Genomic DNA, 22491 nt, shown 5'->3' on the forward strand with positions numbered 1-22491 from the left:
AAACCAAGCACGGGCCATAAAGCGCTTGCGCTTGGTTTTATCTATAGCTAGGATTGCTAATCATTATCATTTAGGTTTGTATCCAGCTAATACTATGGCTTACCGTTCCGCTCCCATCGCCGAAGACCTCATCTGGCGAACGCCGCTTCCTGCGAGGGAAAATGCGTTCGCAGAGTCTCTGCGTGCGAAAATTGCGGAACAGCGTCCTCATATGCTGGAACTTTTCCGTCTGAATGAAGCGGCCCCAGACCGGGCTAAAACGCTGAGCGAATGGGCCAAGCCCACGGAACTGAGTTCTCTGCTGGCCATCTACTCGGATCATATCTACCGCAATCAGCCGCTGCAGCCACGGGAAAATAAGCCACTTATTTCGCTGTGGGCGCAGTGGTACATCGGCCTGCTGGTACCGCCACTGATGCTGGCGCTGCTGACCGAAGAATCCGCAATTTCACTCTCTGCTGAACATTACCGCGTGGAGTTTCACGAAACCGGTCGTGCCGCCTGCTTCTGGGTCGATGTACACCCTGACCTGGGAACTAGCCAAAAACCGATCGCCAACCGTATGGACAATCTGGTGACGCAAACGCTGATCCCGGTTATTCAGGCGCTCGAGGCGACGGGAGAGATCAACGGTAAGCTCATCTGGAGTAACACCGGTTATTTAATTAACTGGTATCTCGGGGAAATGATCGCTCTGCTTGGCGAGGAGCGGGTTAACCTGCTTCGCCAACGCTGCTTCTTTAATAAAACGCTGGATGATGGTCAGGATAATCCGCTGTGGCGTACCGTGGTGATGCGTGATGGTCGCTTAGTGCGTCGCACCTGCTGCCAGCGCTACCGCCTGCCTGACGTTCAACAATGCGGTGACTGTACCCTCAAATAATCAACGGGGCTTTCGCCCCGTTAATTTTTTACTCATTATGCAACCTGTTGGCTCTCTTCTGCCGCCACACGCTGCGCTTCTTCATTTTCCTGCTCAAGCAACTGTTTTTCATACACTTTGAAGAACGGATAATAGATAATTGCCGATACGCAGACTAACAACACCACCAGAATCGCCGCACGGAAATCCCAGCCTAACGCCCATGGGCCGCCTATAGGTGCTGGAGCCGTCCACGGTACCACTGAAATGACGCGACCAATCAGATCCAACTTCGCCGCCGACCAGGCGATAACGGCGTTCACCATCGGTGCCAGCAGGAACGGAATAAAGAACACTGGGTTCATCACAATTGGCGTACCGAAAATCACCGGTTCGTTGATGTTGAATAAGCTAGGTACCACGCTCAGACGACCAATGGCGCGCAGGTGCGCTGAACGACTACGCAGATAGCAGAATACCAATCCCATCGTCGCCCCAGACCCGCCGACTACGATAAAGAAGGTCCAGAAAGCTTCCATAAAGATATGTGGCAACGGCATACCCTGTGCCAGCGCCGTTTGGTTTAAACCGAGGTTGGTTAACCAGAACATCTGCAGCATACCGGAAACAATTGCTGCGCCGTGGATACCCGCAAACCACAGCAGGTGACCGATCAGAACTGCCAGCAGAATCGCGGGTAAAGAGTCAGCCGCAGAAACCAGCGGTTTAAACAGCGACATAATAGCCTGAGGGATCAGCATATCGAACTGGCTCTGGATAAACAGACTCAGCGGATACAGCGTCAGCACGACGACTAATACCGGGATCAACAGATCGAATGAGTTTTTGATCATCGGCGGCACCTGATCCGGTAATCGGATCCCGATGTTGCGGACTTTCAGGAAACGCATCAGCTCAACACAGTAAACAGCCACCAGAATCGCGGTAAAAATACCGGTGCCTCCGAGGCTATCAACCGGCATATGCCCACTGGTTTTTGGTGCGGCTACCAGCAGGAATGCCATGATCGACAGCATCGAGCACATGAAAGGATCAAGCTGGTTGGTTTTTTCGTAGTGTTTACCGAGGTTGTAGGATATTGCCGCGCAGATATAGATGGACATGATGCCCATTGTCATATCAAACGGTGTCAGAATGCGGCCTTCAAATTCTTTCGCTAAATCTAACCACGCGCGGGCAAAGCCCCAGGTCGTATCCGGCGAGAAAGGCGGATAAGCGAAGACAAGCAGAAACGAACCCACAATCATGAAAGGCATAGCAGAGATAAAACCGTCACGGATAGCCATGACGTGGCGCTGAGAGGAAATTCGTCCTGCCACAGGACTTATGTAATTTTCTACAAAACGAAATATTAAATTAAATGCAGCGTGATTAGCAGACATAGCAGCCCTCCTGACAGGCTTTAGACGTAAGCACAGCAACGATGATTTTGCCGACGCATAACTGGGCATACGATGAACTACCATGACGCACGGGTGTGTGGCCCGCATTGATGTTCATTTGAATACAGTTCATACACGGCTCTTATTATAGATACAAAGGAAGTTACCTCCGCAGTATCATTCGCCGCGCGAAGAACAGCAACCGGTTACAGTAACCGGTTGCATTGATTGTGAAGGAGATCCAGAAATCAAACATTTTTTGCACAACTCAGGTGCAATATTTACAACCCTGCTGGCTTTATGACAGAGTGGCTCGCCGAAATATCAGGAGAAATCGATGAGCCTACAGTCCGTACGAGAATTCTTTGCCGAGCACGCACCCGATATTGCCATTATCGAGCTGGAGCAAAGTACCGCAACCGTTGCGCTGGCGGCGGCCGCACACCAGGTTGAACCCGGGCAAATTGCTAAAACACTCTCATTAAAGATCAAGGATAAGGTCATTCTGGTCGTTGCGAAGGGCGATGCCCGGCTGGACAACAAGAAGTTGAAAGAGACTTTCGGGGCAAAAGCGCGGATGCTCAGTTGTGACGAAGTCGTCGAACTCACCGGGCACCCCGTCGGTGGGGTTTGCCCGTTTGGCCTGGAAAACCCTTTGGCCGTTTATTGCGACGTATCACTTAAACACTATGATGAAGTGCTTCCTGCCGCAGGAGCAATCCACAGTGCCGTTCGCATTTCCCCTCAGAGGATGGCTAGCCTCACCGCTGCGACGTGGGTGGATGTTTGTCTCTGAAAGATCACTTCTAAAGCGGACGGAGTAGAGACTGGGTGTAGGCAATATTTCTATCGGGCAACGATACCAATAAATCGGCCGCACTCAGTAGATCAACATCAGAATTTGCACCCAGCTTAGTCATCGCATTAAATTTGTGCGCACGAATAGTTTTGATGTTGCGGCCCAGCTGCTCGGCGATATCCATTAAAGAATAGCCATAGGTCATGTAGCGCAAAATCATATTTTCAGTCGGACTGAGAAAATGGCTATCACTATGTTGTATAGAAGCATCTGTCCCTTTTTGCCCCTCAGCCTCAATAAACAGCGCTAGAATGCTTTGTCGCAGGCTAGACAACTCATTGGACTTGTTTAACACGCCATGAATGTAGATAGGTGAAAGCTGCTTGATAAGCTCAACCTCAGCTTTATCGTTAGCCAGAATTATACGTATCATCTCAGGGTAGCGACGGGCTATTTCACCCATGGTGAATAAGCACTCGATGCGCATTTCTCGTGAACCGGATAAACTGCACACGACCGTATCAAACTGGGTTTGGCGGAGTGCCTGCTTAAAGCTGGCAATAGAGCGAAAATAGTGAAATGTACAGTCGCCATCCTGGGTGCTTTTGAGCAGATGACGGAGGCCAACCTCTGTCATGATGCAATGTTCTATAATAGCGATGCACTGCTTCCTGCTGTGCTTTTCCATTCGGCCTGTTCTCCATAAGCTGAGTAGAGATTAAGTTCCTTCATCCCTTGATTGCTATTGATCCAAGCGTACATTTCAGCATTACTGCGCAGGGAAAGACGGCGCATCGCGCTATTTTTCTGTGCACTAATGGTTTTATTACTCTTTTTCAACAATGCAGCAATCTGGTTGATTCCCCATCCTTTCGCTAATAAACGCAGTACTTTACGTTCTGAGAGCGTCAGTATCACTAAACGGTCGCTGTCACTTTCAATCTCATCATTATTTTGTAATGAAAGCAGCGTCTGGCTGATGTTTTCTGTACTGACACCACTCTGCTGGATGGCCTTTATGACGCGATCAACCGAATCAGAATCGGAGAGTAAGGTACTTTCCGGCCGCATAAGAAATTCAACCGCTAAGGAATAATATTGCCGGCTAATCATAAATACCCAATGGATATCACGATACTGCGACAATAGCGTATAGTATTGTTCACAGAGCGCACGCGGGTGTCTGATATCGCCTGAGAAATCAATAATAACAACATCAGTACGCCGAAGTTGAAGCAGCGTTAACTCTTCCAGAGACTGACAAAAATTAAGTTCATAATCGGGAAAATGTGCTCCCATGATGGTACTAAGCCCGGACTGCATAACCGGTATCTTGCTAATTATCACCGCGAACTTACAGAACTCTGGCGACATAAAACCTCCGTATCCATTCGAAGATTCACTTCCTGAATATAAAACTCTTTTACGTGGGAGAAAATATTATCAGAAAAATAAACCCATCCGTTTCCATTTCCTTTGGTGCAATTTTATTTCGATAATCAAAAGCCAATAAATTATGTTGCTACACGGATGTACTGGCAGGATTGATTCGTGGAGTATGGCATATCAAATTACACGCAATAACTTAGAAAATATTAATAATGTCGTAAGCAAAATTAAAATAGATGGATTATATTTCCTACCTTAGTTACATTCTCAGCTTGAATTCTTTTGGGGTCATACCTCCCCGCTTGCGGAAAAAACGAGAGAAGTAAGTTACATCACTAAATCCTAGATAATCAGAGACCTGCGTGATCGTCATACTGGTGTACTGCAGGCTTCTTTTTGCCTCCAGTAACAGACGCTGATGTAATACCCCCAGCGCACTGGTACCGTGAAACTCCCGGCATAGGCTGTTCAGGTAGGTGGTCGATATTCCCAGTTTTTGCGCGTACTCCGCCAGAGAAAGATGTTCACGATAGTGACTTTCAATCAGCCGGGCAAATTGACGCAGCACTCCGCGTTTACGTTCACTTTTATCCTCCACAGCCACAGGCTTCGTCCCTTGCCTGTTTAACCACACCAGCAACGCGCTTAGCAATGAATAGAGCATCATCTCCCGCGCATCATTCTCCTGTGTATACTCGTCAAGCAGCGCCGCGAAGACGGTATGGATATGCCTGCTCGAAAGCTTAACCGGAATACAGATTGGTAAGTTGAGCACATCAAGTTGACGGCCAAACTGCGTCTCAAGCTGGCTCAGCAGCGGCAATGCCAATGAGAGAACATATCCCTGAGTCCCCGGCGAAAAGCGAAAACCATGGACACACAGCGAGGGCACGACCTGAATGCTCGCTTCGTTAACCACTCGTCGCGTTCCCTCAATATCAATCTCCGCCTGGCCTTTATGCAGGTACAGTAATTGCACCAGCTCAACGTGCTGATGCACCCGGATATGCCAGGAATACAGGCTGCTGCGTTTAAGAATCGATTCGCAGTGCAACAGGTCGGGCGTCGGCCAACCGCGATGTTCGCCATAGAGCTTAAACACCGGCACGCTATCTGGTGTCATCTGCGCAACGCCCACTCGTTTCATCTTTTACTCCACCGTTTCATAGGGCAACCCGACATAGTTTTCAGCAATAGTTGTCAGGCCCGCACGCGACCCCAGATAGTACTGACGATCGGCTTCCTGCATTTTCTTGTCAAACGCGTTCTTGTTCTGAAAGTCATGCAGCAAGTGGGTCATAAACCAACTGAAGCGCTCGCCTTTCCATACCCGGTTCAGCGCCAGTTGCGAATACTGACTCAGCAGGTCTGCACGCCCGTGATGGTAATACTGACGCAGAATACGCCACAGATAGTTTACGTCCGACACCGCCAGATTCAGCCCCTTGGCACCGGTGGGTGGAACGATATGCGCAGCATCCCCAACAAGGAACATACGACCAAACTGCATCGGTTCCACCACATAGCTGCGCAGCGGCGCAATGCTCTTCTCAAGTGAGTGACCAGTCACTAACTTTTGGCCTAATTCATCCGGTAATCGGCATTTCAGCTCGTTCCAGAAACGTTCGTCCGTCCACTGCTCCACCTTATCGGTAAGCGGCACCTGCAAATAATAGCGGCTTCTGGTTAGTGAGCGCTGACTACACAAAACAAACCCACGCTCATGATGGGCATAAATCAGTTCCGGATTCACCGGCGGCGTGTCCGACAGAAGACCCAACCAGCCGAACGGCCAGACGCTTTCATACTCCCGCAAAATTTCACGGGGAATGTTTTGCCGTGAAACGCCATGGAATCCATCACAGCCTGCGACAAAATCACACTCAATTTTGCCTCGCTCGCCATTGTGCATAAATGTCACGGATGGCTTATCACTTTTCAGGTCATGCAGTTCAACCTGCTCAACACCATAAATCGTCGGTGCGCCGCTGGACTGCCGCGCTTCCATAAGGTCGCGGGTCACCTCTGTTTGGCCATACACCATCACGCTCTTACCGTGCGTCAGTTCACTCAACGCGACCGGAATACGTTGTCCGGCAAACAGAAATTCGACACCGTGATGAATCAACCCTTCAGCGTCCATCCGGCGGGAAACACCCGCTTCACGCAATAGCTCAACGGTGCCATTTTCCAGGATGCCTGCGCGAATACGTCCCAGAACATACTCTGGCGTCTGGCGCTCAAGTATCACGGTTTTAATCCCGGCATTATGCAGCAACTGCCCAAGCAGCAGCCCGGAAGGTCCAGCACCGATAATAACGACTTGCGTGTTCATAGGATGGCCTCACACTCTGGTTAATTATTTGTTTGTTTTTTGTATTTATAAAGTTTCAGAGTGCATTTTTGATAACTCGATGATGAAAAAGAAGGCCAGAATCCGTTCAAAAATTGCACTTTCGAACAGTTTTGCAAAAGTGTGGGCGGCATCAACTCTTTGACTCTGCGTAAATGTCGCCGAATTTTTGCACATTGTTTGATCACGACCGGATAGCCCCATCGCGCGCTTCGGGTACAAGTAGGTGATACACAGGCGTTCTCGGTATCAGGATCATTAATGGAAATCGATCAGTCAGAACAGCGCATCATTACGCGGCTCTGTATTCAGTGCGGAATTTTCCTGTTACAACACGGAGCGGAAAGTGCGCTGGTAGAAGAGTTATCCACGCGGCTTGGCCTTGCGCTAGGCATGGACAGCGTCGAAAGTGCCATCTCGTCCAACGCCATTGTGCTCACCACGATTAAAGACGGGCAGTGTCTCACCTCGACGCGTAAAAATAGCGATCGCGGCATTAACATGCACATGGTGACTGAAGTTCAGCACATCGTCATTATGACCGAGCATAAGTTGTTGGATCATAAAGATGTTGAGAAGCGCTTCACGCACATTAAACCCCTGCGCTACCCTCGCTGGTTGGTGGTGCTGATGGTTGGGCTATCCTGCGCCTGTTTCTGCAAGCTCAATAACGGCGGCTGGGACGGAGCATTTGTCACCCTCTGCGCCAGCACTGTCGCCATGTATATCCGCCAGTTGCTTACCCATCGCTCAATGCACCCGCAGATTAACTTCGGCCTGACGGCCTTCGTTGCCACCACGGTTTCCGGTCTGATGCTGCAACTTCCCGCTTTCCAGCAGACCTCAACCGTCGCCATGGCGGCAAGCGTACTGCTATTGGTTCCCGGCTTTCCGCTGATTAACTCGGTAGCCGACATGTTCAAAGGCCATATCAATACCGGTCTGGCGCGCTGGGCAATTGCCAGCCTCCTGACGCTTGCGACCTGCGTCGGCGTGGTGATGGCCATGACCTTATGGGGGCTGCGCGGATGGGTATAATCGATTTTCTATTACTGCTGGCACAGGATATGGTGCTATCGGCCATTCCGGCCGTCGGCTTTGCGATGGTGTTTAACGTCCCGCACCGCGCGCTGCCCTGGTGTGCGTTGCTGGGTGCCATTGGCCACGCATCACGCTTTGTGATGATGACGGCGGGCTTTAATATTGAGTGGGCCACTTTCCTGGCCGCGATGTTAGTCGGCAGCATCGGTATTCAGTGGTCGCGCTGGTATCTGGCGCATCCTAAAATTTTTACCGTGGCCGCAGTTATCCCCATGTTCCCCGGAATCTCCGCCTACACCGCAATGATATCTGCGGTCAAAATCAGCCATTTTGGTTATTCCGAAGAGATGATGATCACACTGCTGAGCAACTTCCTTAAGGCCTCATCCATCGTCGGCGCGCTCTCCGTCGGCCTGTCAATTCCAGGACTGTGGCTGTATCGCAAGCGCCCGCGGGTTTAACATCAAGGGCGGTACACGAGAGTGCCGCCCTGACTCAACCTTGTGCTACTATGTGCAGTATTCGTGCGGATTTCCCCGCATCCTTCCCGTTGTTTTTTCTGTATTGAGATAGTGTTATGTCTTCTCGTATTTTAACACCTAACGTGATTGGTATTGACGCATTCAGCGCCGATCCCGTGGCGATTCTTGCGCAAACCCAGGGCGGGGCGCTCGCGGTGTTTGCCAATAATCAGCCCGCGTTCTATGCCATTACGCAAGAACGACTGGCGCAACTACTGGCACTGGAAGAAAAGCTATCGCGTCCTGGCAGCGACGTGACGCTGGATGCACAGTTCTTTGAAGAACCGGCCCCCGCCCCCATTTCAGTACCGATGGGTAAATTTGCCATGTACGCGGGCTGGCAGCCAGATGCAGAATTTCTGCGCCTTTCTGCGCTGTGGGGCATTGCCCTTAGCGAACCGGTGACGCCGGAAGAACTGGCCTCGTTCGTCGCCTACTGGCAGGCGGAGGGGAAAGTGTTCCATCACGTCCAATGGCAGCAAAAGCTGGCGCGCAGCGTACAAATGGGCCGAGCAAACAACGGCAATCAGACGCGCCGCGATATCAATACGGTCAGTGAACCTGACAATCATATTCCACCGGGTTTCAGAGGTTGAGCATGAAAGACGTTGGCGAATTAATGAAACGCTTGCAGAAGATGATGCCAGCACACATCAAACCGGCATTTAAAACCGGTGAAGAACTGCTGGCCTGGCAAAAGGAACAGGGTGAAATACGCGCCGCCGCGCTGGCGCGTGAAAATCGCGCCATGAAGATGCAGCGCACCTTTAACCGTTCCGGCATTCGTCCACTGCACCAGAACTGCTCGTTTGATAACTACCGCGTTGAAAATGAAGGCCAGATGAACGCCCTGTCGAAAGCCCGTCAATACGTTGACGAGTTCGACGGCAACATCGCGAGCTTTATCTTTTCTGGCAAACCGGGCACCGGCAAAAATCACCTCGCCGCCGCCATTTGTAACGAGCTGCTGCTGCGCGGGAAATCAGTATTGATCATCACCGTTGCCGACATTATGTCAGCGATGAAAGAGACCTTCGGCAACCGGGAAACCAGTGAAGAACAACTGCTGAGCGATCTCAGTAATGTTGATCTGTTGGTGATCGATGAGATCGGTATGCAAACCGAATCGCGCTATGAAAAAGTGATCATTAACCAGATCGTCGATCGCCGTTCTTCCTCTAAGCGCCCGACCGGTATGCTAACCAACAGTAACCTCGAAGAGATGAATAAAATGCTGGGCGAACGAGTGATGGATCGTATGCGTCTGGGCAACAGCCTTTGGGTTATCTTTAACTGGGACAGCTACCGCAGCCGCGTTACCGGGAAAGAGTATTAAGATAAATCTGGTGAATGAGAAGCGTATACTCATCAGGTTAACTTTTACTAGCACACACGAGTACAGCCATGAAATCAGTAAAATCGATGCTTTGCCGCGCCATCATTGCTAGCGCATTTATTTCTACGGCGGCAGGTGCCGTATCGTTAAATGATCTGAGCAGCGCGGCAAGTCAGCTTACCGGCGGCAGCAGTACCTCCCAAAGCGGCGGAACTTCTCTGTCTTCACTGACCAGCCTGCTTAACGGCGGCAGCCAATCCCTAAGCTCAAGCACCATGAACAACGCAGCCGGCATCATGCAGTACTGCGCTAAGCAGAAACTGGCTTCAGTGACTGACGTGAACAACGTGAAAGACCAGGTGCTGGATAAACTCGGCCTCAACACCCAGGCTGAACAGAAAAAAGATACCGGTTATATGGACGGTATTGCAGGCTTGCTGAACGCCAAAGACGGTCAGAAGTTGGATCTCGATAGCCTGGGCAACTCCGAACTGGGTAAAAAAGTGAAAACCAAAGCCTGTGATCTGGTGCTAAAACAGGGCGTTAACTTCCTCTCCTGATGCCTTTCCTGCGACGAACGGGCCTCTATCATCCGTTCGTCGTCGAAACCCGCACAAAATATCGGTTATTTCTAAACCAATTCTGAACAACAACACACTTTCACCACGTTAGAATTGCAGACAGATGACAGCACAATTACATTGTGATGTTAATTTCTGTTCCGCCAGCGCGTCTGGCACTGTTGAGGACGTGTAGTGTCAGAGATGTTATCCATCGCGCTCTTTCTGGCTTCCATTGCTATTTATGCCTGGAAGGCGGGGCGAAATAGATGGTGGTTTGCCGCCACCCTAACGGTACTGGGCCTGTTTGTAGTCCTGAATATCACCCTGTACGCCAGCGACTACTTCACCGGCGATGGGATCAACGATGCGGTTCTCTACACCCTCACCAATAGCCTGACCGGCGCGGGTATCGGCAAATATATTCTCCCTGGGCTTGGCATTGTCGTCGCGCTTATCGCCGTATTTGGCGGTCTGGGCTGGCTGCTACGCCGACGTCGTCATCATCCTCATCACTTTGGTTACAGCCTGCTGGCGCTTATTCTTGCCGTTGGCTCAGTGGATGCCAGCCCGGCATTTCGCCAGATCAGCGAGTTGGTCAAATCGCAGTCTCGAGACGGCGATCCGGATTTTGCGGCCTACTATAAAGAACCGTCGAAAACGATCCCCAATCCCAAACTCAACCTCGTCTACATCTATGGCGAGAGTCTTGAGCGCACCTATTTTGACGATCAGGCCTTCCCGAACCTCGCGCCGGAACTGGGGGCGCTGAAAAATGAAGGGCTAGACTTTAGCCATACCGCGCAGCTACCGGGCACCGATTACACTATCGCGGGCATGGTTGCTTCTCAGTGCGGCATCCCGCTGTTTGCCCCGTTTGAGGGGAACGCCTCCGCGTCACTGTCGAGCTTCTTCCCGCAGAATATCTGCCTTGGGGATATCCTGAAAAACTCCGGCTACCAGAACTATTTTGTGCAGGGTGCTAACCTGCGCTTTGCCGGTAAAGACGTGTTCCTGAAATCCCACGGCTTCGATCACCTGTATGGTGCGGAAGAACTGAAAGCCACCGTCGCCGATCCCGCTTACAAAAACGACTGGGGCTACTACGACGATACCGTGCTCGACGAGGCCTGGAAGAAATTCGAAACACTCTCTCGCGAAGGTAAACGTTTCTCGCTGTTCACCTTAACCGTGGACACCCACCACCCGGACGGCTTTATCTCGCGCAGCTGTAACCGTAAGCGCTATGACATCAACGGCAAAGCGAACCAGTCGTTTAGCGCGGTAGCCTGTAGCCAGGAAAACATTGCCGAATTTATCAATAAGATAAAAGCCTCCCCGTGGTTTAAAGACACCATTATCGTGGTTTCTTCCGACCATCTGGCGATGAAAAATACCGCCTGGGATGAACTCAATAAACTGGACCGCAGCAATCTCTTCTTTGTGATCCGTGGCGATAAACCGGATGCGCAGGATTTACTGGCCGTGAAGCGCAGCACCATGGATAACGGCGCGACGGTGCTGGATCTGCTCGGTGGCGATAACTACATCGGGCTGGGTCGCAGCAGCCTGTCCGGGCAATCGCTCTCTGAAGTGTTCCTCAACATGAAAGAGAAAGTGCTGGCCTGGAAGCCCGACGTCATACGTTTGTGGAACTTCCCGAAAGAGATCAAGAAGTTCTCTATCGACACGCAGAAAAACATGATTGCGTTTTCCGGCAGCCACTTCCGTCTGCCGCTGTTACTGCGCGTGTCGGATAATCGCGTGGAGCCGCTACCTGAAAGTGAATACTCCGCCCCGCTGCGTTTCCAGCTGGCAGAATTCGCCCCACGCGATAACTTCGTCTGGATTGATCGCTGCTACAAGATGGCGCAGCTATGGTCGCCGGAGCTGTCGCTTTCCACCCAATGGTGCGTTTCACAGGGCCAGCTTGGCGGTGAACAAAAAGTGCAGCAGGTTGATAAAGCGCAGTGGGACGGCAAAACCGAGTTTAAAGATACGGTTATCGACATGGTGCGCTACAACGGCAATGTCAATTCACTGAAAACCGTCGATAACGATATCCGCTATAAAGCCGACAGCTTCATCTTCAACGTCGCCGGTGCGCCGGAAGAGGTCAAAAGCTTCAGCGGTATCTCACGTCCTGAGTCGTGGGGGCGCTGGTCGAATGCGCAGTTGGGCGAGCAGGTGAAGATTGAGTATCAGCATCCGCTTCCTAAACAGTTTGATCTGGTGATCACCGCTAAAGCCTATGGCGCGAATGCCAATAAGCCTATCCCGGTACGCGTGGGCAAAAACGAGCAGATACTGACGCTCGGCAATGATGTCACGACCTCTACGCTGCATTTTGATAACCCGTCAGACGCCAGCACGTTGGTGATTGTGCCACCTGACCCGCAGTCGACTAACGAGGGGAATATTCTGGGTCATTCGCCGCGTCAGCTGGGGATTGGGATGGTCGAGATTAAGGTTGTGGCTTCGGAAGGTTAATCACTCATAGCCTGGCGTCTGTTACGCCAGGCTATGCATCAGAATATGCGTCAAAATGGGATGAACGCGCCCGGAGAGGGCGCGCGGGTATTAGAAGGTTTCCCAGTTTTCCCCAGTATCGGTAGCCGCCGCTTTACGCAGCGTTGCCGGCGCAGGTGCAGCCGCGCTTACTGACTCACGCTCAGCATTAGCCTGACCTTGCTGAATACGGAATACCGCTACGGCCTGAGTCAGACGGCTTGCCTGCTCTTCCAGCGCTGCCGCTGCCGCCGCAGATTCTTCCACCAGCGAGGCGTTCTGCTGGGTCACGCGATCCATTTCAGCCACCGCCAGACCAACCTGGTCAATGCCCCGGCTCTGTTCATCAGAAGCCGACGCGATTTCACCCATGATATCGGTCACGCGGGTCACCGCATTAACAATCTCACCCATGGTTTCACCGGCGCTTTCCACCAGCGTAGAACCGAGGTCAACGCGGTTAACCGAGTCTTCAATCAGACTTTTGATTTCGCGAGCTGCCTGGGCGCTGCGCTGGGCAAGGTTACGTACTTCACCGGCCACGACCGCAAAGCCTCGCCCCTGTTCACCGGCACGCGCAGCTTCCACCGCGGCGTTCAGCGCCAGAATATTGGTCTGGAAGGCAATACCGTCAATCACGCTAATAATGTCGGCGATTTTCTGCGAACTGGCGGTGATGTCACGCATGGTCTGCACCACGTTATCCACCACTTTACCGCCCTTCTGCGCGGTTTCCGACGCGGAGAGCGCCAGATGGCTGGCTTGGCGGGCGTTTTCGGCGTTCTGCTTCACGGTTGCGGTCAGCTCTTCCATGCTGGCAGCAGTCTCTTCAAGCGAAGCGGCCTGCTCCTCGGTACGTGAAGAGAGGTCGTTATTGCCCATGGCAATTTCGCTCGCACCGCTGTAAATCGCATCGGCACCCTGACGCACTTCCCCCACCGTGCGGGCGAGTTCACCCTGCATGTGGCGCAGAGAATGAGCCAGCTCGCCCATTTCGTTATGACTTTCAACATCAATGCGTTTCACCAGATCGCCACCGGCAATGTGGCGAATGCTGTCGATTAAACGATTCAGTGGTGCGATAAGCGTTTTACGCACGCCCAGCCAGACAAAGATGATCACTGCCAGTACCGCGATCATGACGCTAAACAGGATCCACATCGCCTGGGTGTAAGAGCTATTACTGTCTTTCACTGCTAGATCGTACAGGCTGTCATTTTGCTGCAGGTAGTTGACGTAAGCTTTCTCAAAGCCGTCCTGATAGCCCTGGGTTGGCTGGTCGAAGAAGTCGTTGATCTTGCCTGCCCCGAGCAGTTGGATCAGTTCAGACAACGCGCCGTGGTAAATATCGTAGTTACGCTGGATCTCCAGCGCCGCCGCTTCACTTTGACGCGGATCGCGTGGCATTGCCTGGTATTCAGTCCAGCGTTTTTCTGCTTCGGCCAGAGATTTAGTGGCAATCTGCATCAGCTCGGTCACGGTTGCACCGCTGCCGATATTGTTCTGATCCATCATGTAGCGGATACCCGCACGGTTTAGGGTATTGCGGGTTTGCAACAGTGCAACCCAACTGCCGTTTAGACCGGATTGCTGCTGACGTACGGTTTGTAGGATGGTGAAGTTTTCTTTGTCATGCTTGAGTGAGTTAAAGAACAAACCACCCGATGCCAACTGCAACAGACCAAATAACACCAAAACCAGCACGAGGCTGGTGACGATTTTAAGACGGTTTAACATGTTTCTCTTTCCTCCAGGCGAATAACAAATTTTCGGCGGGAAAAAGAAAAACTTTATAGAAATTGTGACTATTAATACGGGGAATGGCACGATTTTACATCAGCGTGCGTCTTTTCCCGGGGGTCGGCGTAAACGCCTCGCCCGGTCTACAATTTCGATGTAGCCCGGCCAAGCGCAGCGCCGCCGGGAATACTCAGGATTATCCACGCAGCGCGCAAATCTCATCGTACAGGCGACGAGAAACCTCCAACCCCAGCTTCTCACTCTGCTCGCGCGCCTGATAACGACGCTCACCAGGCAGCCTTGCCCCCTGCGCCTGCATTCCGCTAAACAGCGTCTCTGCGCGGGCCAGATGAGAAGCCGCCTCACCGCCCAGGAAACGTTGCGGGTCGAGCGCTAAAATCAGCTCGCCGCCATACGGCAGGCCACCCGCACCGTTATCCCACGCCAGTGATTCAGCGCTGGTCATATCGCCAATCAGCGGCCCGGCGAACAGTTCAACCATGGCTGCCAGCGCAGATCCTTTATGACCGCCGAACGTCAGCATTGCCCCATCCAGCACCGCCTGTGGATCGGTGGTAGGCTGCCCGTCGCTATCAATCCCCCAACCTTCAGGAATCGATTTTCCCGCCCGCTGATGCAGCTGAATTTCACCACGCGCCGCGGCACTGGTCGCCATATCAAAAATAAACGGCGGCTTATCACCACGCGGCCAGCCAAAGGCTATCGGGTTTGTACCAAACAGTGGCTGAGTACCGCCCGCTGGTGCTACCCAGGCGTGGCTTGGCGTACAGGCATAACCCACCAGCCCGACATCAGTCAACGGTTCCACATCGGCAAATAGCGCAGAAAAATGCACACAATGATTAATCGCCAGCGCCGCGATACCACAGTGACGCGCTTTCTCAATCAGCAGCGGCAGCGCCTGTTCGTAAGCACACAGCGAGTACGCACCCTGCGCATCCGCTTTGACGATAGCCGGTGCCTGGTCAACGATAACCGGCTCCGCATCAGGTGACACTTTGCCTTTGCGCAGCGTCTCCACAATCCCCAATAGACGCCACAAACCATGCGAGGCACAGCCGTCGCGCTCACCTGCCGTTACATTGCGCGCAATCGCGTCGGCGTGAGGTTGGGAAAATCCATTCGAGCGCAGAACCTCAAAGGCGAGCGCATAGGCATCCTTGAGCGCGATGTTTATCGTTGTCATTCTTCTTCTCCAGATTGTCGGGCAGGTATAAAGCGTAGACACAGGCGCGGGTTTTACTTGGTTAACGCAGTGATTTACATCACATTTATAGGAATACGCGCCCGTCATGTTCTACCCGAACTCTATCACGCCTTTAATCAGCTGTGGATTATTGATGACCTCCCGCTCATAGGTGCTACCCAGCTCCTCAAAGCGCAACCGGTGAGTCAGCAGCATCTCCGCTCGCAACAGCCCGCGCTGCATCAGTTCCCCGACTCGAGCAAAGTCCTCTGCCGTCGCATTACGGCTGCCCATTAGCGTGGTCTCTTTTTTATGGAATTCAGGGTCTGAAAACTGTAAGTCACCTTTAAACAATCCGACAAAGACGATACTGCCGCCGTGACGGATCAGATCCACCGCCTGATTCATTGACTGCGGGCTGCCGGTGGCGTCGATCACCGTTTGCGGTAAATGACCGCTAAAGCCATCACGTAATTGATCGTGGAAGCCCGACGCTAGCGGATCGAGCGTCGGCAGATCCAACTGGAGAGTCACATGATCGCGCCGTTGCAAGCTGGTATCCGCAACCATCACCTGCGCCCCTTGTGCTTTCGCTATCGCCGCCGCCCCCAGACCAATCGGCCCCGCGCCCACCACCAGTACCGAATCCCCTGCTTGAACCGCCGCCCGCCGTACCGCATGCGCACTGATGGCGAAGGGTTCAATCAGCGCCACGGCGGCTGGCGCAATGCCCTCGGCAAGCAGGATATTTTGCTGCGGCACACTGAGGTATTCACTAAAACCGCCGTCACGATGTACACCAATTACGGCGATATTTTCGCAGCAGTTGCTTCGCCCACTGCGGCAGGCGCCGCAATCATTGCAGGATACATACGGGATCACCGCCACCTGCTGGCCCACGCACCACGATGTGACACCGCGGCCCAACGCCACAATATCACCGCAGATCTCATGCCCCAGCACTCGCGGATAACTGAAAAAAGGCTGTTTACCGCGCCAGGCATGAATATCGGTTCCGCAAATCCCCACCGTTTTAACTTTTATTAACACCTCATCTTGTTGTGGTTTTGGAATATCCCGAGATTGCCACGTTAATTCACCCGGCTGCTGACAAACTAATACTTTCATTATTCCCTTCTCCGCATCTTATTTTTCGTTACTCTGTTATTGTCGATAAACAGACGTTTTCGCAGCGGCGTTATTCATTGTTGTGAATATCAGCGCAGAAAGATGTTTTAAATTCGTCTTTAATCATCACCAGGAGGATGCGCAATGAGCCGTTCGCAGAATTTACGTCGTAGCGTGGTTAACCAAATTATTGAGGGTATTGCGAAGGGGCATATCCCCTCACCGCTGCCGGTACAATCGGCGCTGGCAGAGATGTATAACATCAGCCGCACTACCGTCAGGCATATGCTTTCACACCTTGAGCAGCGCGGCGTGCTGGAAAAAATCGGCAGTGATTACATCATCATACGCAAGCCCGACATGCTGGACGGTTTCGAGTGTACTGAAGCCCCGCTGGAAGAGCAGACGCGGATCTTTGAGCAGGCATTTTTCTCAATGATTAATCAGCGACAGCTTAAAGCCGGGGAAGTGATGAGTGAAATTCAGCTGGCAAAAATGGCCGGAGTCAGCCCGGTTGCCGCCAGAGAATATTTACTAAAATTCGGTCGTTATAATCTGATCGTCAGCGAGAAACGTGGACTGTGGCGGATGAAAGAGTTCGACCGTCCCTATGCCGAGCAGCTTTTTGAATTACGCGAAATGTTAGAATTACATGCTCTGCAACGTTTTTTAAGTTTGCCCGATGGCGACCCCCGCTGGTTACAAGCAAAAACCCTGCTGGAATATCACCGGCAATTAAGAGACAGCATTGGTGATAATGTCAAAACCTTCTCGCAGCTTGACCGTGATTTTCATACGCTAATACTGTCAGCCGCTGATAATATATTTTTCAACCAGTCGCTGGAAATTATCTCGGTTATTTTCCATTTCCATTATCAGTGGGATGAAAGCGATCTGAAACAGCGCAATATTATTGCGATTGATGAACATATGATGATCTTGATCGCCCTGATCTGCCGTAACGATCTCGATGCCACGATGGCGCTGCGCAACCATTTGATGACGGCGAAGCAGTCAATGATCCGTTCAATCGATCAGACTGCTCGCCGCTTATCCACTTAGCGCAACTTATTCACCCGCTGACCGGGGACGTCCTGGTCGCCAACAAAATGGCTGATAGCGAGCATCATCTCCAGCGCTTCATGGCGGCGCAGATAGCGACGTGGACGAAAACGCCCTTCGTCATCGCAGCTTAAAAAGCCGAACGCGACTGCCCGCTGGGCGTTGGTTAAATAGATATCACGCAGAATACGTCCGTCGGTAAAGGTCGATTCCAACATGGTGGAGGCATTACGGTAGGAGACTCCGCAGCTCATCATCGCTACCGTCGCCGCCTCTTCACGGCGAATTGGCCGGTCAGGGAGGAATTTACCCTGCTGTAGCGCCATCATGCCGCGGCGGATCAGCGCATCAATTCCCGGATACCAGACCGAATCTGCCGGAACGTCGGCAATCGCCAGCCCGCTTGCGGGTTGATACTGTAGCCCCCACAGCCGAATCACCATCTGCGCCAGCTCGAAGCGAGTGATACATTCACCACTGCTCTCAGTTGTGATAATCCCCCGAGCTCGCAGAATACCGGCATTCACCGACTCGCCGTTTTCTAGTGGGATACTGCCCTCCGGCTGGATTTGCCAGGCTTTACTCACCAGCTGCATATCGCCGTACTTCACCTGGCAGCGAACAAAGCGCCCGGCCATCGTTGGCGTTAGCGCCAGAATATCCCCTTCTGCCAGTGCCGCCATCGGGCCATCCGCCGTTTTGCCAAGCCACCAGCAATAGTGCAGCTCGGCGTCATCGTTACCGGGCAGCTGTGCCGAGGCCCGCAGATAATCACCCGCCTGCGGTAGCCCGCGAATAAACAGCTGTACCGGGCGCGGGTAGGCCAGCCCGTTGATGGTGACGTTTTCCATCTGTACGCCGCTGCCCCAGTGGGCGGCATGCAGCGGGTTTTCTACGTCGGTGATGCGAATATCTTTCAGCACCAGCCCATCAATTGGCGACTGCGGCAGCCCTTCAATAAACAGGCCGTACTCACCACCGCTGGCTTCCAGATCTTCAATGACGATATTGCGAAAACGTGGCAGATGGTCGCCGTATATCCCCTCGGCATAGTTCATGGTGGCGTGGGCCACCGCATCACGTACCCGTTTCACCCGCGAGTGACGCAGCCAGACGTTTTCGATGATTCCACCGCGCAAGGCGTTGGCCTTCAGGCGCAGCGGATAGGTTAGCGCCGGGCTGTCGAACTCATTACCGGCGGCGAACACGTTACGGATCCCACCGCTCATTTCGCTGCCCAGCGCAATGCCGCCGTGGCCGTCGGCAAAACGGTTATTGCGGATAATAATGTTTTCACACGGAATATTCGCCTCGCGCCCATCGCGATCGCGCCCGGACTTAATGGCGATGCAGTCATCGCCGGAGTCGAACAGGTTATCTTCAATCAGCACATCGCAGCAGCTTTCCGGGTCGACACCGTCATTGTTATGGCCGTGGGAACGCAGCGTCATGCGCCGAACGGTAACATTGCGACACATCACCGGGTTCACTTGCCACATCGGTGAATTGCGCAGCGTCACCCCCTCCAGCAATACATTCTGGCAGTGTAGCGTCTGGATAAACATCGGCCGCAGATAGAAGCCATCGCCAAAACGGCGCTCGGCTACTGGCACACCGCTTTGGTTCATCTCACGAAGTCGCAGGCTACCCGCCCGCTGTAGGTTTTGAGCATGGGTCGACCAGGCGTGTTCAATCTGATGCGTCCAGTGCCACCAGACGCTTTCGCTGGCTTGACCGTCCAGCACGCCGCTGCCGGTCAGGGCGATATTGTCCGCACGATGCGCATAGATGAGCGCCCGGTAGTTCCACAGCGGCGAACACTCCCAGTGACCGAAGGCCAGAGGATAGTGCGCTTCGCTGGTGTCGGTGGTGAACAACAGCACGCTGTCGCGGTTTTCCAGATACAAATTGACGTGACTGAGCAGTTCTAGCGAACCGGTCAGGAAACGGCCGGAAGGGATCACCACCCGGCCACCGCCCAGCGCATGGGCCTTTCTAATCGCCCGCTGGATAGCGTCGGTATCCAGCGTTGTACCATCGCCAACCGCGCCGCAGTCCCGCACGTTAACGTCACGCGCCGGGAACAGTGGGTCACTGATCCGTGCCAGGATTTTTTTCTCTTCCTCCACGCTCAGCATTACGCTGGGGTTTGTTGTCATGACCTTGTCCTTAAGTTACGAGTTCAAATGGGCAAGCGCTTCCCCTAATGCCAACATGGCCAGCGACTGCCCGTAGGCGCGCTGACGAACGCGAATGTCCAGATAGTGCTGAAGATCCCGCCCTACCGACGTTCCTGCCGACACATCCGCCACTTCCCCTTGTTCACTAATACGCGCAATCAGCGCCTGCACGCCCGCCCAGCCAGCATCCCGACAGCGGTCATCCAACAGGCCAAGACGCGCGCCTTTTAACAGCGCGTAGGTCAGCCCAGCGGTTCCCGATGCTTCCTGATAGCTTTCTGGGTGATCAATCAGGGTCGACCACATACCGTTGCTGTGCTGGTAATGCACCGCCGCCTGCATTTGACGAATAAACGCCTCGCGGATAAAACGGCTATTTGCCGTCTCCTGAGTCGCCATCTCGAGAAAATCAACGCTGCCTACTGCCGCCCAGCCGTTGCCGCGTCCCCACAGCGCTGCACCGTAGTTATTGCGATCGATAAAGCTCCAGCCGTGCATCCACAGCCCGCTGCGGCGGTCGACGAGGTATTTGATGTGCAGTAAAAATTGATACGCCACATCATCCATGTACTGCGGCTGGCCCAGCAGTTGCGAGGCTTTGGCGTGGAACAGACCGCTCATAAACAGCGTGTCGACCCACAGTTGTTCTTCATTCAGATGGTCGCTGGTGCAGTGGGTAAAGCCGTTTTCCTGAGTGCGCAGCAGCCGCTTGTCGATCCAGTCAGCATACTCGGCGATATCCGCCAGCCAGCCCGTTTCGCCCAGTTCGGCGGCCATACAGGTTGCGGTCAGCATGGGCGCCATGCGGTTAATATTCTTCTCCGGTAGCCCTTCCGCCTGCCGACGGGCAAACCAGCCGTTCAGGTATGCCAGATAGCGGGGTTCGCGGGTAATCTGGTACAAACGCCAGATGCCGTAAATCCCCACGCCCTGCGACCAGTCCCAGTTTTCAATCGACAGGTCGGAAGCGATAACCTTCTGTTTTTTAAGCTCGGCGTCGTTAGTGCGCACCACAATCACTTCATTAAACAGCGTATCCAGCTTGCTTAAAATGGTCTCTTTTAATAATTGCGACATAACCACCTCATTCACATGATCTTTTTCAGTACACGCTGTGCGCGCTGCGGGAATTCATCGGCCAGCTGTTCGAGGGTCAGTTGCCCGTAGTCGTAGCGCTGTACCGCGTCGAGAAAATACGACAGTAGCTGAGGATTTTCGAACCACGGCGACGGCTCAATGCTGCCCGCCAGCTTTTCAACCTGCGCCAGCCCCTGCACCTGAATCTGGCTGCTATCCAGCACGCCGTCTTGTTGCAGCACTTTCACCGCCTCCGCGCTCAGCGGCACGCCGCGCTGTAAGCCCATGGCCTTCACGCCCTGCGGGTCGTTCAGCAGGAAGTTAATCAGCTTAGCCGCCAGCTCCGGGTGACGGCTGTTCTTACCAATGGAGAACATCATCGACGGTTTAAAGAAAATACCGGCATCGGTCGCGCCGGGGAGCATCGGATACGGTCCCACTTCCAGATGGGCAGGGGCACGCAGGCTTCCGGCAAACGTGCCGTCGGTACTCCAGGTGTGAACGCCGCCAATCTTGCCGTCGAGCCACGGTTTAATTTCCCAGGCGTTGGCTTTGCCGAATGACGACAGGTATTTCATCGACGGAATAACGTGGTTATCCACCAGTTTTTTGTACATGCCGAAATAGTCGAGCCACTGCTCGCGGCTGTAGTTGAAGGTCTTTTTCTGCGGGTCAATCATTGGGATATTGTATTTCTGCACCATGTAGGAGTTCAGAAACGTCATGATGGTGGTGTCATGGTTGGCGAGGATAAACGGGTAATAATCATCGCCAAGCGTTTTTTTAAACACCGGCCCTGCGGCGATCATCTGCTCCCAGGTTTGCGGGTACGCCACGCCAGCTTTTTTCCACAGCACCGGGTTGTAGTACATCGACCGCCCGGTCATGGCGACCGGCACGCCGTTAAGTTTGCCATTCACCGTGACCAGTTGCATACCCTGACGGGAGAACTGACTGAGATCGATAACGCCCGCCTGGCGGTTGATATCATAGAAACCGTCACCGTTTTTAGAAAACATCACCAGCCAGTTCCAGTTAATTTGCATCACATCCGGCTCGGTATTGCCCGCCAGTTGAGTACTTAGGCGTGAGAGATAACCATCCCAGCCGCTGGGCTCAGTATTGATTTTGACGTCAGGGTTTTGCGCTTCAAAGGCTTTTATCGCCTCGGTGGTTGCCTGATGACGCTGGTTACCGCCCCACCACGACATACGTAATTCAGTGGCTGAATAGCTTATCGCCGGACACAACATTCCCAGGCCCAAAACGCAACATATGGCTTTTATCCGCACATTTTTCATTGTGTTAATCCTTTTTATAAAGAC

General features: G+C 52.9%; 20 protein-coding genes. 9 read left to right on the forward strand and 11 right to left on the reverse strand.

Annotated elements, in window-relative coordinates; all coding sequences use genetic code 11:
• The first annotated feature begins 94 nt into the window (after positions 1–94).
• Complete coding sequence (fhuF, locus tag U0026_RS19560) at positions 95–883, forward strand: siderophore-iron reductase FhuF (protein ID WP_062778639.1); 789 nt, start codon at positions 95–97, stop codon at positions 881–883.
• Between the two features lie 35 nt (positions 884–918).
• On the opposite strand, the gene U0026_RS19565 is transcribed toward fhuF, so the two are convergent.
• The gene (locus U0026_RS19565) at positions 919–2265 is read right to left on the reverse strand and encodes a PTS sugar transporter subunit IIC (RefSeq protein ID WP_062778637.1); all 1347 of its coding nucleotides are present in this window, start codon (positions 2263–2265) and stop codon (positions 919–921) included.
• A gap of 337 nt (positions 2266–2602) precedes the next feature.
• Here U0026_RS19565 and U0026_RS19570 point away from each other — a divergent pair, with 337 nt between their 5' ends.
• A complete protein-coding gene (locus U0026_RS19570) occupies positions 2603–3061 on the forward strand; it encodes a YbaK/EbsC family protein (protein ID WP_062778635.1) in 459 nt (152 codons plus the stop codon).
• Between the two features lie 10 nt (positions 3062–3071).
• Here the strand turns inward: U0026_RS19570 and bglJ are convergent, their stop codons facing one another.
• From bglJ to pobA, 4 genes are all read right to left on the reverse strand, one after another.
• A complete protein-coding gene (gene bglJ, locus U0026_RS19575; RefSeq protein ID WP_073971218.1) occupies positions 3072–3752 on the reverse strand; it encodes a DNA-binding transcriptional activator BglJ in 681 nt (226 codons plus the stop codon).
• On the reverse strand, positions 3713–4438 hold the full coding sequence (locus tag U0026_RS19580; protein ID WP_062778631.1) for a helix-turn-helix transcriptional regulator: 726 nt from the start codon (positions 4436–4438) through the stop codon (positions 3713–3715). The genes bglJ and U0026_RS19580 overlap by 40 nt, the downstream gene beginning before the upstream one ends.
• 274 nt (positions 4439–4712) lie before the next feature.
• Positions 4713–5576, reverse strand: coding sequence for a helix-turn-helix domain-containing protein (locus U0026_RS19585; protein ID WP_062778643.1), 864 nt, complete (start codon positions 5574–5576; stop codon positions 4713–4715).
• 27 nt (positions 5577–5603) lie between these two features.
• The gene (pobA, locus tag U0026_RS19590; protein ID WP_062778629.1) at positions 5604–6788 is read right to left on the reverse strand and encodes a 4-hydroxybenzoate 3-monooxygenase; all 1185 of its coding nucleotides are present in this window, start codon (positions 6786–6788) and stop codon (positions 5604–5606) included.
• Positions 6789–7067: 279 nt separating this feature from the next.
• Between pobA and U0026_RS19595 the strand changes: the two genes are divergently transcribed.
• The 6 genes from U0026_RS19595 to opgB all read left to right on the forward strand — a co-directional run bounded on the left by U0026_RS19595 (position 7068) and on the right by opgB (position 12754).
• Complete coding sequence (locus U0026_RS19595; protein WP_062778628.1) at positions 7068–7844, forward strand: threonine/serine exporter family protein; 777 nt, start codon at positions 7068–7070, stop codon at positions 7842–7844.
• Positions 7835–8308: a threonine/serine exporter gene (locus U0026_RS19600; protein ID WP_062778626.1), complete on the forward strand. Its 474-nt coding sequence runs from the start codon at positions 7835–7837 to the stop codon at positions 8306–8308. Before U0026_RS19595 ends, U0026_RS19600 begins: the two co-directional genes overlap by 10 nt.
• A gap of 116 nt (positions 8309–8424) precedes the next feature.
• Positions 8425–8964 carry a primosomal protein DnaT gene (gene dnaT, locus U0026_RS19605; protein ID WP_062778625.1) on the forward strand — a complete coding sequence of 180 codons (540 nt, stop codon included), beginning with the start codon at positions 8425–8427 and terminating at the stop codon, positions 8962–8964.
• Positions 8965–8966: 2 nt separating this feature from the next.
• The gene (gene dnaC / locus U0026_RS19610) at positions 8967–9704 is read left to right on the forward strand and encodes a DNA replication protein DnaC (protein ID WP_062778623.1); all 738 of its coding nucleotides are present in this window, start codon (positions 8967–8969) and stop codon (positions 9702–9704) included.
• 68 nt (positions 9705–9772) lie between these two features.
• Entirely contained in the window at positions 9773–10264 is a 492-nt protein-coding gene (locus U0026_RS19615) for a YjjA family protein (protein WP_062778621.1), read from the forward strand.
• A gap of 195 nt (positions 10265–10459) precedes the next feature.
• Positions 10460–12754 carry a phosphatidylglycerol--membrane-oligosaccharide glycerophosphotransferase gene (gene opgB, locus U0026_RS19620; protein WP_062778620.1) on the forward strand — a complete coding sequence of 765 codons (2295 nt, stop codon included), beginning with the start codon at positions 10460–10462 and terminating at the stop codon, positions 12752–12754.
• 90 nt (positions 12755–12844) lie between these two features.
• Here opgB and tsr read toward each other — a convergent pair whose 3' ends face one another.
• From tsr to U0026_RS19635, 3 genes are all read right to left on the reverse strand, one after another.
• Entirely contained in the window at positions 12845–14509 is a 1665-nt protein-coding gene (gene tsr, locus U0026_RS19625) for a methyl-accepting chemotaxis protein (protein WP_062778618.1), read from the reverse strand.
• A gap of 199 nt (positions 14510–14708) precedes the next feature.
• Complete coding sequence (locus U0026_RS19630) at positions 14709–15719, reverse strand: Ldh family oxidoreductase (RefSeq protein ID WP_062778616.1); 1011 nt, start codon at positions 15717–15719, stop codon at positions 14709–14711.
• Positions 15720–15830: 111 nt separating this feature from the next.
• On the reverse strand, positions 15831–16847 hold the full coding sequence (locus U0026_RS19635) for a zinc-binding alcohol dehydrogenase family protein (RefSeq protein ID WP_062778614.1): 1017 nt from the start codon (positions 16845–16847) through the stop codon (positions 15831–15833).
• A gap of 144 nt (positions 16848–16991) precedes the next feature.
• Here U0026_RS19635 and U0026_RS19640 point away from each other — a divergent pair, with 144 nt between their 5' ends.
• Positions 16992–17909 (forward strand): GntR family transcriptional regulator, encoded by a 918-nt coding sequence (locus U0026_RS19640; protein ID WP_062778613.1) that lies wholly within the window; start codon positions 16992–16994, stop codon positions 17907–17909.
• Here the strand turns inward: U0026_RS19640 and U0026_RS19645 are convergent.
• From U0026_RS19645 to U0026_RS19655, 3 genes are read right to left on the reverse strand one after another with little or no spacing between them, the layout of a single operon-like run.
• Positions 17906–20068, reverse strand: a complete 2163-nt coding sequence (locus U0026_RS19645) for a glycosyl hydrolase family 28 protein (protein ID WP_062778611.1) — start codon at positions 20066–20068, stop codon at positions 17906–17908. The genes U0026_RS19640 and U0026_RS19645 overlap by 4 nt on opposite strands.
• 15 nt (positions 20069–20083) lie before the next feature.
• The gene (locus U0026_RS19650; RefSeq protein ID WP_062778610.1) at positions 20084–21166 is read right to left on the reverse strand and encodes a glycoside hydrolase family 88/105 protein; all 1083 of its coding nucleotides are present in this window, start codon (positions 21164–21166) and stop codon (positions 20084–20086) included.
• 11 nt (positions 21167–21177) lie between these two features.
• A complete protein-coding gene (locus U0026_RS19655) occupies positions 21178–22467 on the reverse strand; it encodes an ABC transporter substrate-binding protein (RefSeq protein ID WP_062778608.1) in 1290 nt (429 codons plus the stop codon).
• Positions 22468–22491: the final 24 nt, after the last annotated feature.

The organism is Kluyvera intermedia, from assembly GCF_034424175.1.
Taxonomy (GTDB): domain Bacteria; phylum Pseudomonadota; class Gammaproteobacteria; order Enterobacterales; family Enterobacteriaceae; genus Kluyvera; species Kluyvera intermedia.

Bases quoted from the DNA above. Each gene is read 5' to 3' on its own strand.
- fhuF (WP_062778639.1), top strand. From the start codon at position 95: ATGGCTTACCGTTCCGCTCCCATCGCCGAAGACCTCATCTGGCGAACG.
- U0026_RS19565 (WP_062778637.1), bottom strand. From the start codon at position 2,265: ATGTCTGCTAATCACGCTGCATTTAATTTAATATTTCGTTTTGTAGAA.
- U0026_RS19570 (WP_062778635.1), top strand. From the start codon at position 2,603: ATGAGCCTACAGTCCGTACGAGAATTCTTTGCCGAGCACGCACCCGAT.
- bglJ (WP_073971218.1), bottom strand. From the start codon at position 3,752: ATGGAAAAGCACAGCAGGAAGCAGTGCATCGCTATTATAGAACATTGC.
- U0026_RS19580 (WP_062778631.1), bottom strand. From the start codon at position 4,438: ATGTCGCCAGAGTTCTGTAAGTTCGCGGTGATAATTAGCAAGATACCG.
- U0026_RS19585 (WP_062778643.1), bottom strand. From the start codon at position 5,576: ATGACACCAGATAGCGTGCCGGTGTTTAAGCTCTATGGCGAACATCGC.
- pobA (WP_062778629.1), bottom strand. From the start codon at position 6,788: ATGAACACGCAAGTCGTTATTATCGGTGCTGGACCTTCCGGGCTGCTG.
- U0026_RS19595 (WP_062778628.1), top strand. From the start codon at position 7,068: ATGGAAATCGATCAGTCAGAACAGCGCATCATTACGCGGCTCTGTATT.
- U0026_RS19600 (WP_062778626.1), top strand. From the start codon at position 7,835: ATGGGTATAATCGATTTTCTATTACTGCTGGCACAGGATATGGTGCTA.
- dnaT (WP_062778625.1), top strand. From the start codon at position 8,425: ATGTCTTCTCGTATTTTAACACCTAACGTGATTGGTATTGACGCATTC.
- dnaC (WP_062778623.1), top strand. From the start codon at position 8,967: ATGAAAGACGTTGGCGAATTAATGAAACGCTTGCAGAAGATGATGCCA.
- U0026_RS19615 (WP_062778621.1), top strand. From the start codon at position 9,773: ATGAAATCAGTAAAATCGATGCTTTGCCGCGCCATCATTGCTAGCGCA.
- tsr (WP_062778618.1), bottom strand. From the start codon at position 14,509: ATGTTAAACCGTCTTAAAATCGTCACCAGCCTCGTGCTGGTTTTGGTG.
- U0026_RS19630 (WP_062778616.1), bottom strand. From the start codon at position 15,719: ATGACAACGATAAACATCGCGCTCAAGGATGCCTATGCGCTCGCCTTT.
- U0026_RS19635 (WP_062778614.1), bottom strand. From the start codon at position 16,847: ATGAAAGTATTAGTTTGTCAGCAGCCGGGTGAATTAACGTGGCAATCT.
- U0026_RS19640 (WP_062778613.1), top strand. From the start codon at position 16,992: ATGAGCCGTTCGCAGAATTTACGTCGTAGCGTGGTTAACCAAATTATT.
- U0026_RS19645 (WP_062778611.1), bottom strand. From the start codon at position 20,068: ATGACAACAAACCCCAGCGTAATGCTGAGCGTGGAGGAAGAGAAAAAA.
- U0026_RS19650 (WP_062778610.1), bottom strand. From the start codon at position 21,166: ATGTCGCAATTATTAAAAGAGACCATTTTAAGCAAGCTGGATACGCTG.
- U0026_RS19655 (WP_062778608.1), bottom strand. From the start codon at position 22,467: ATGAAAAATGTGCGGATAAAAGCCATATGTTGCGTTTTGGGCCTGGGA.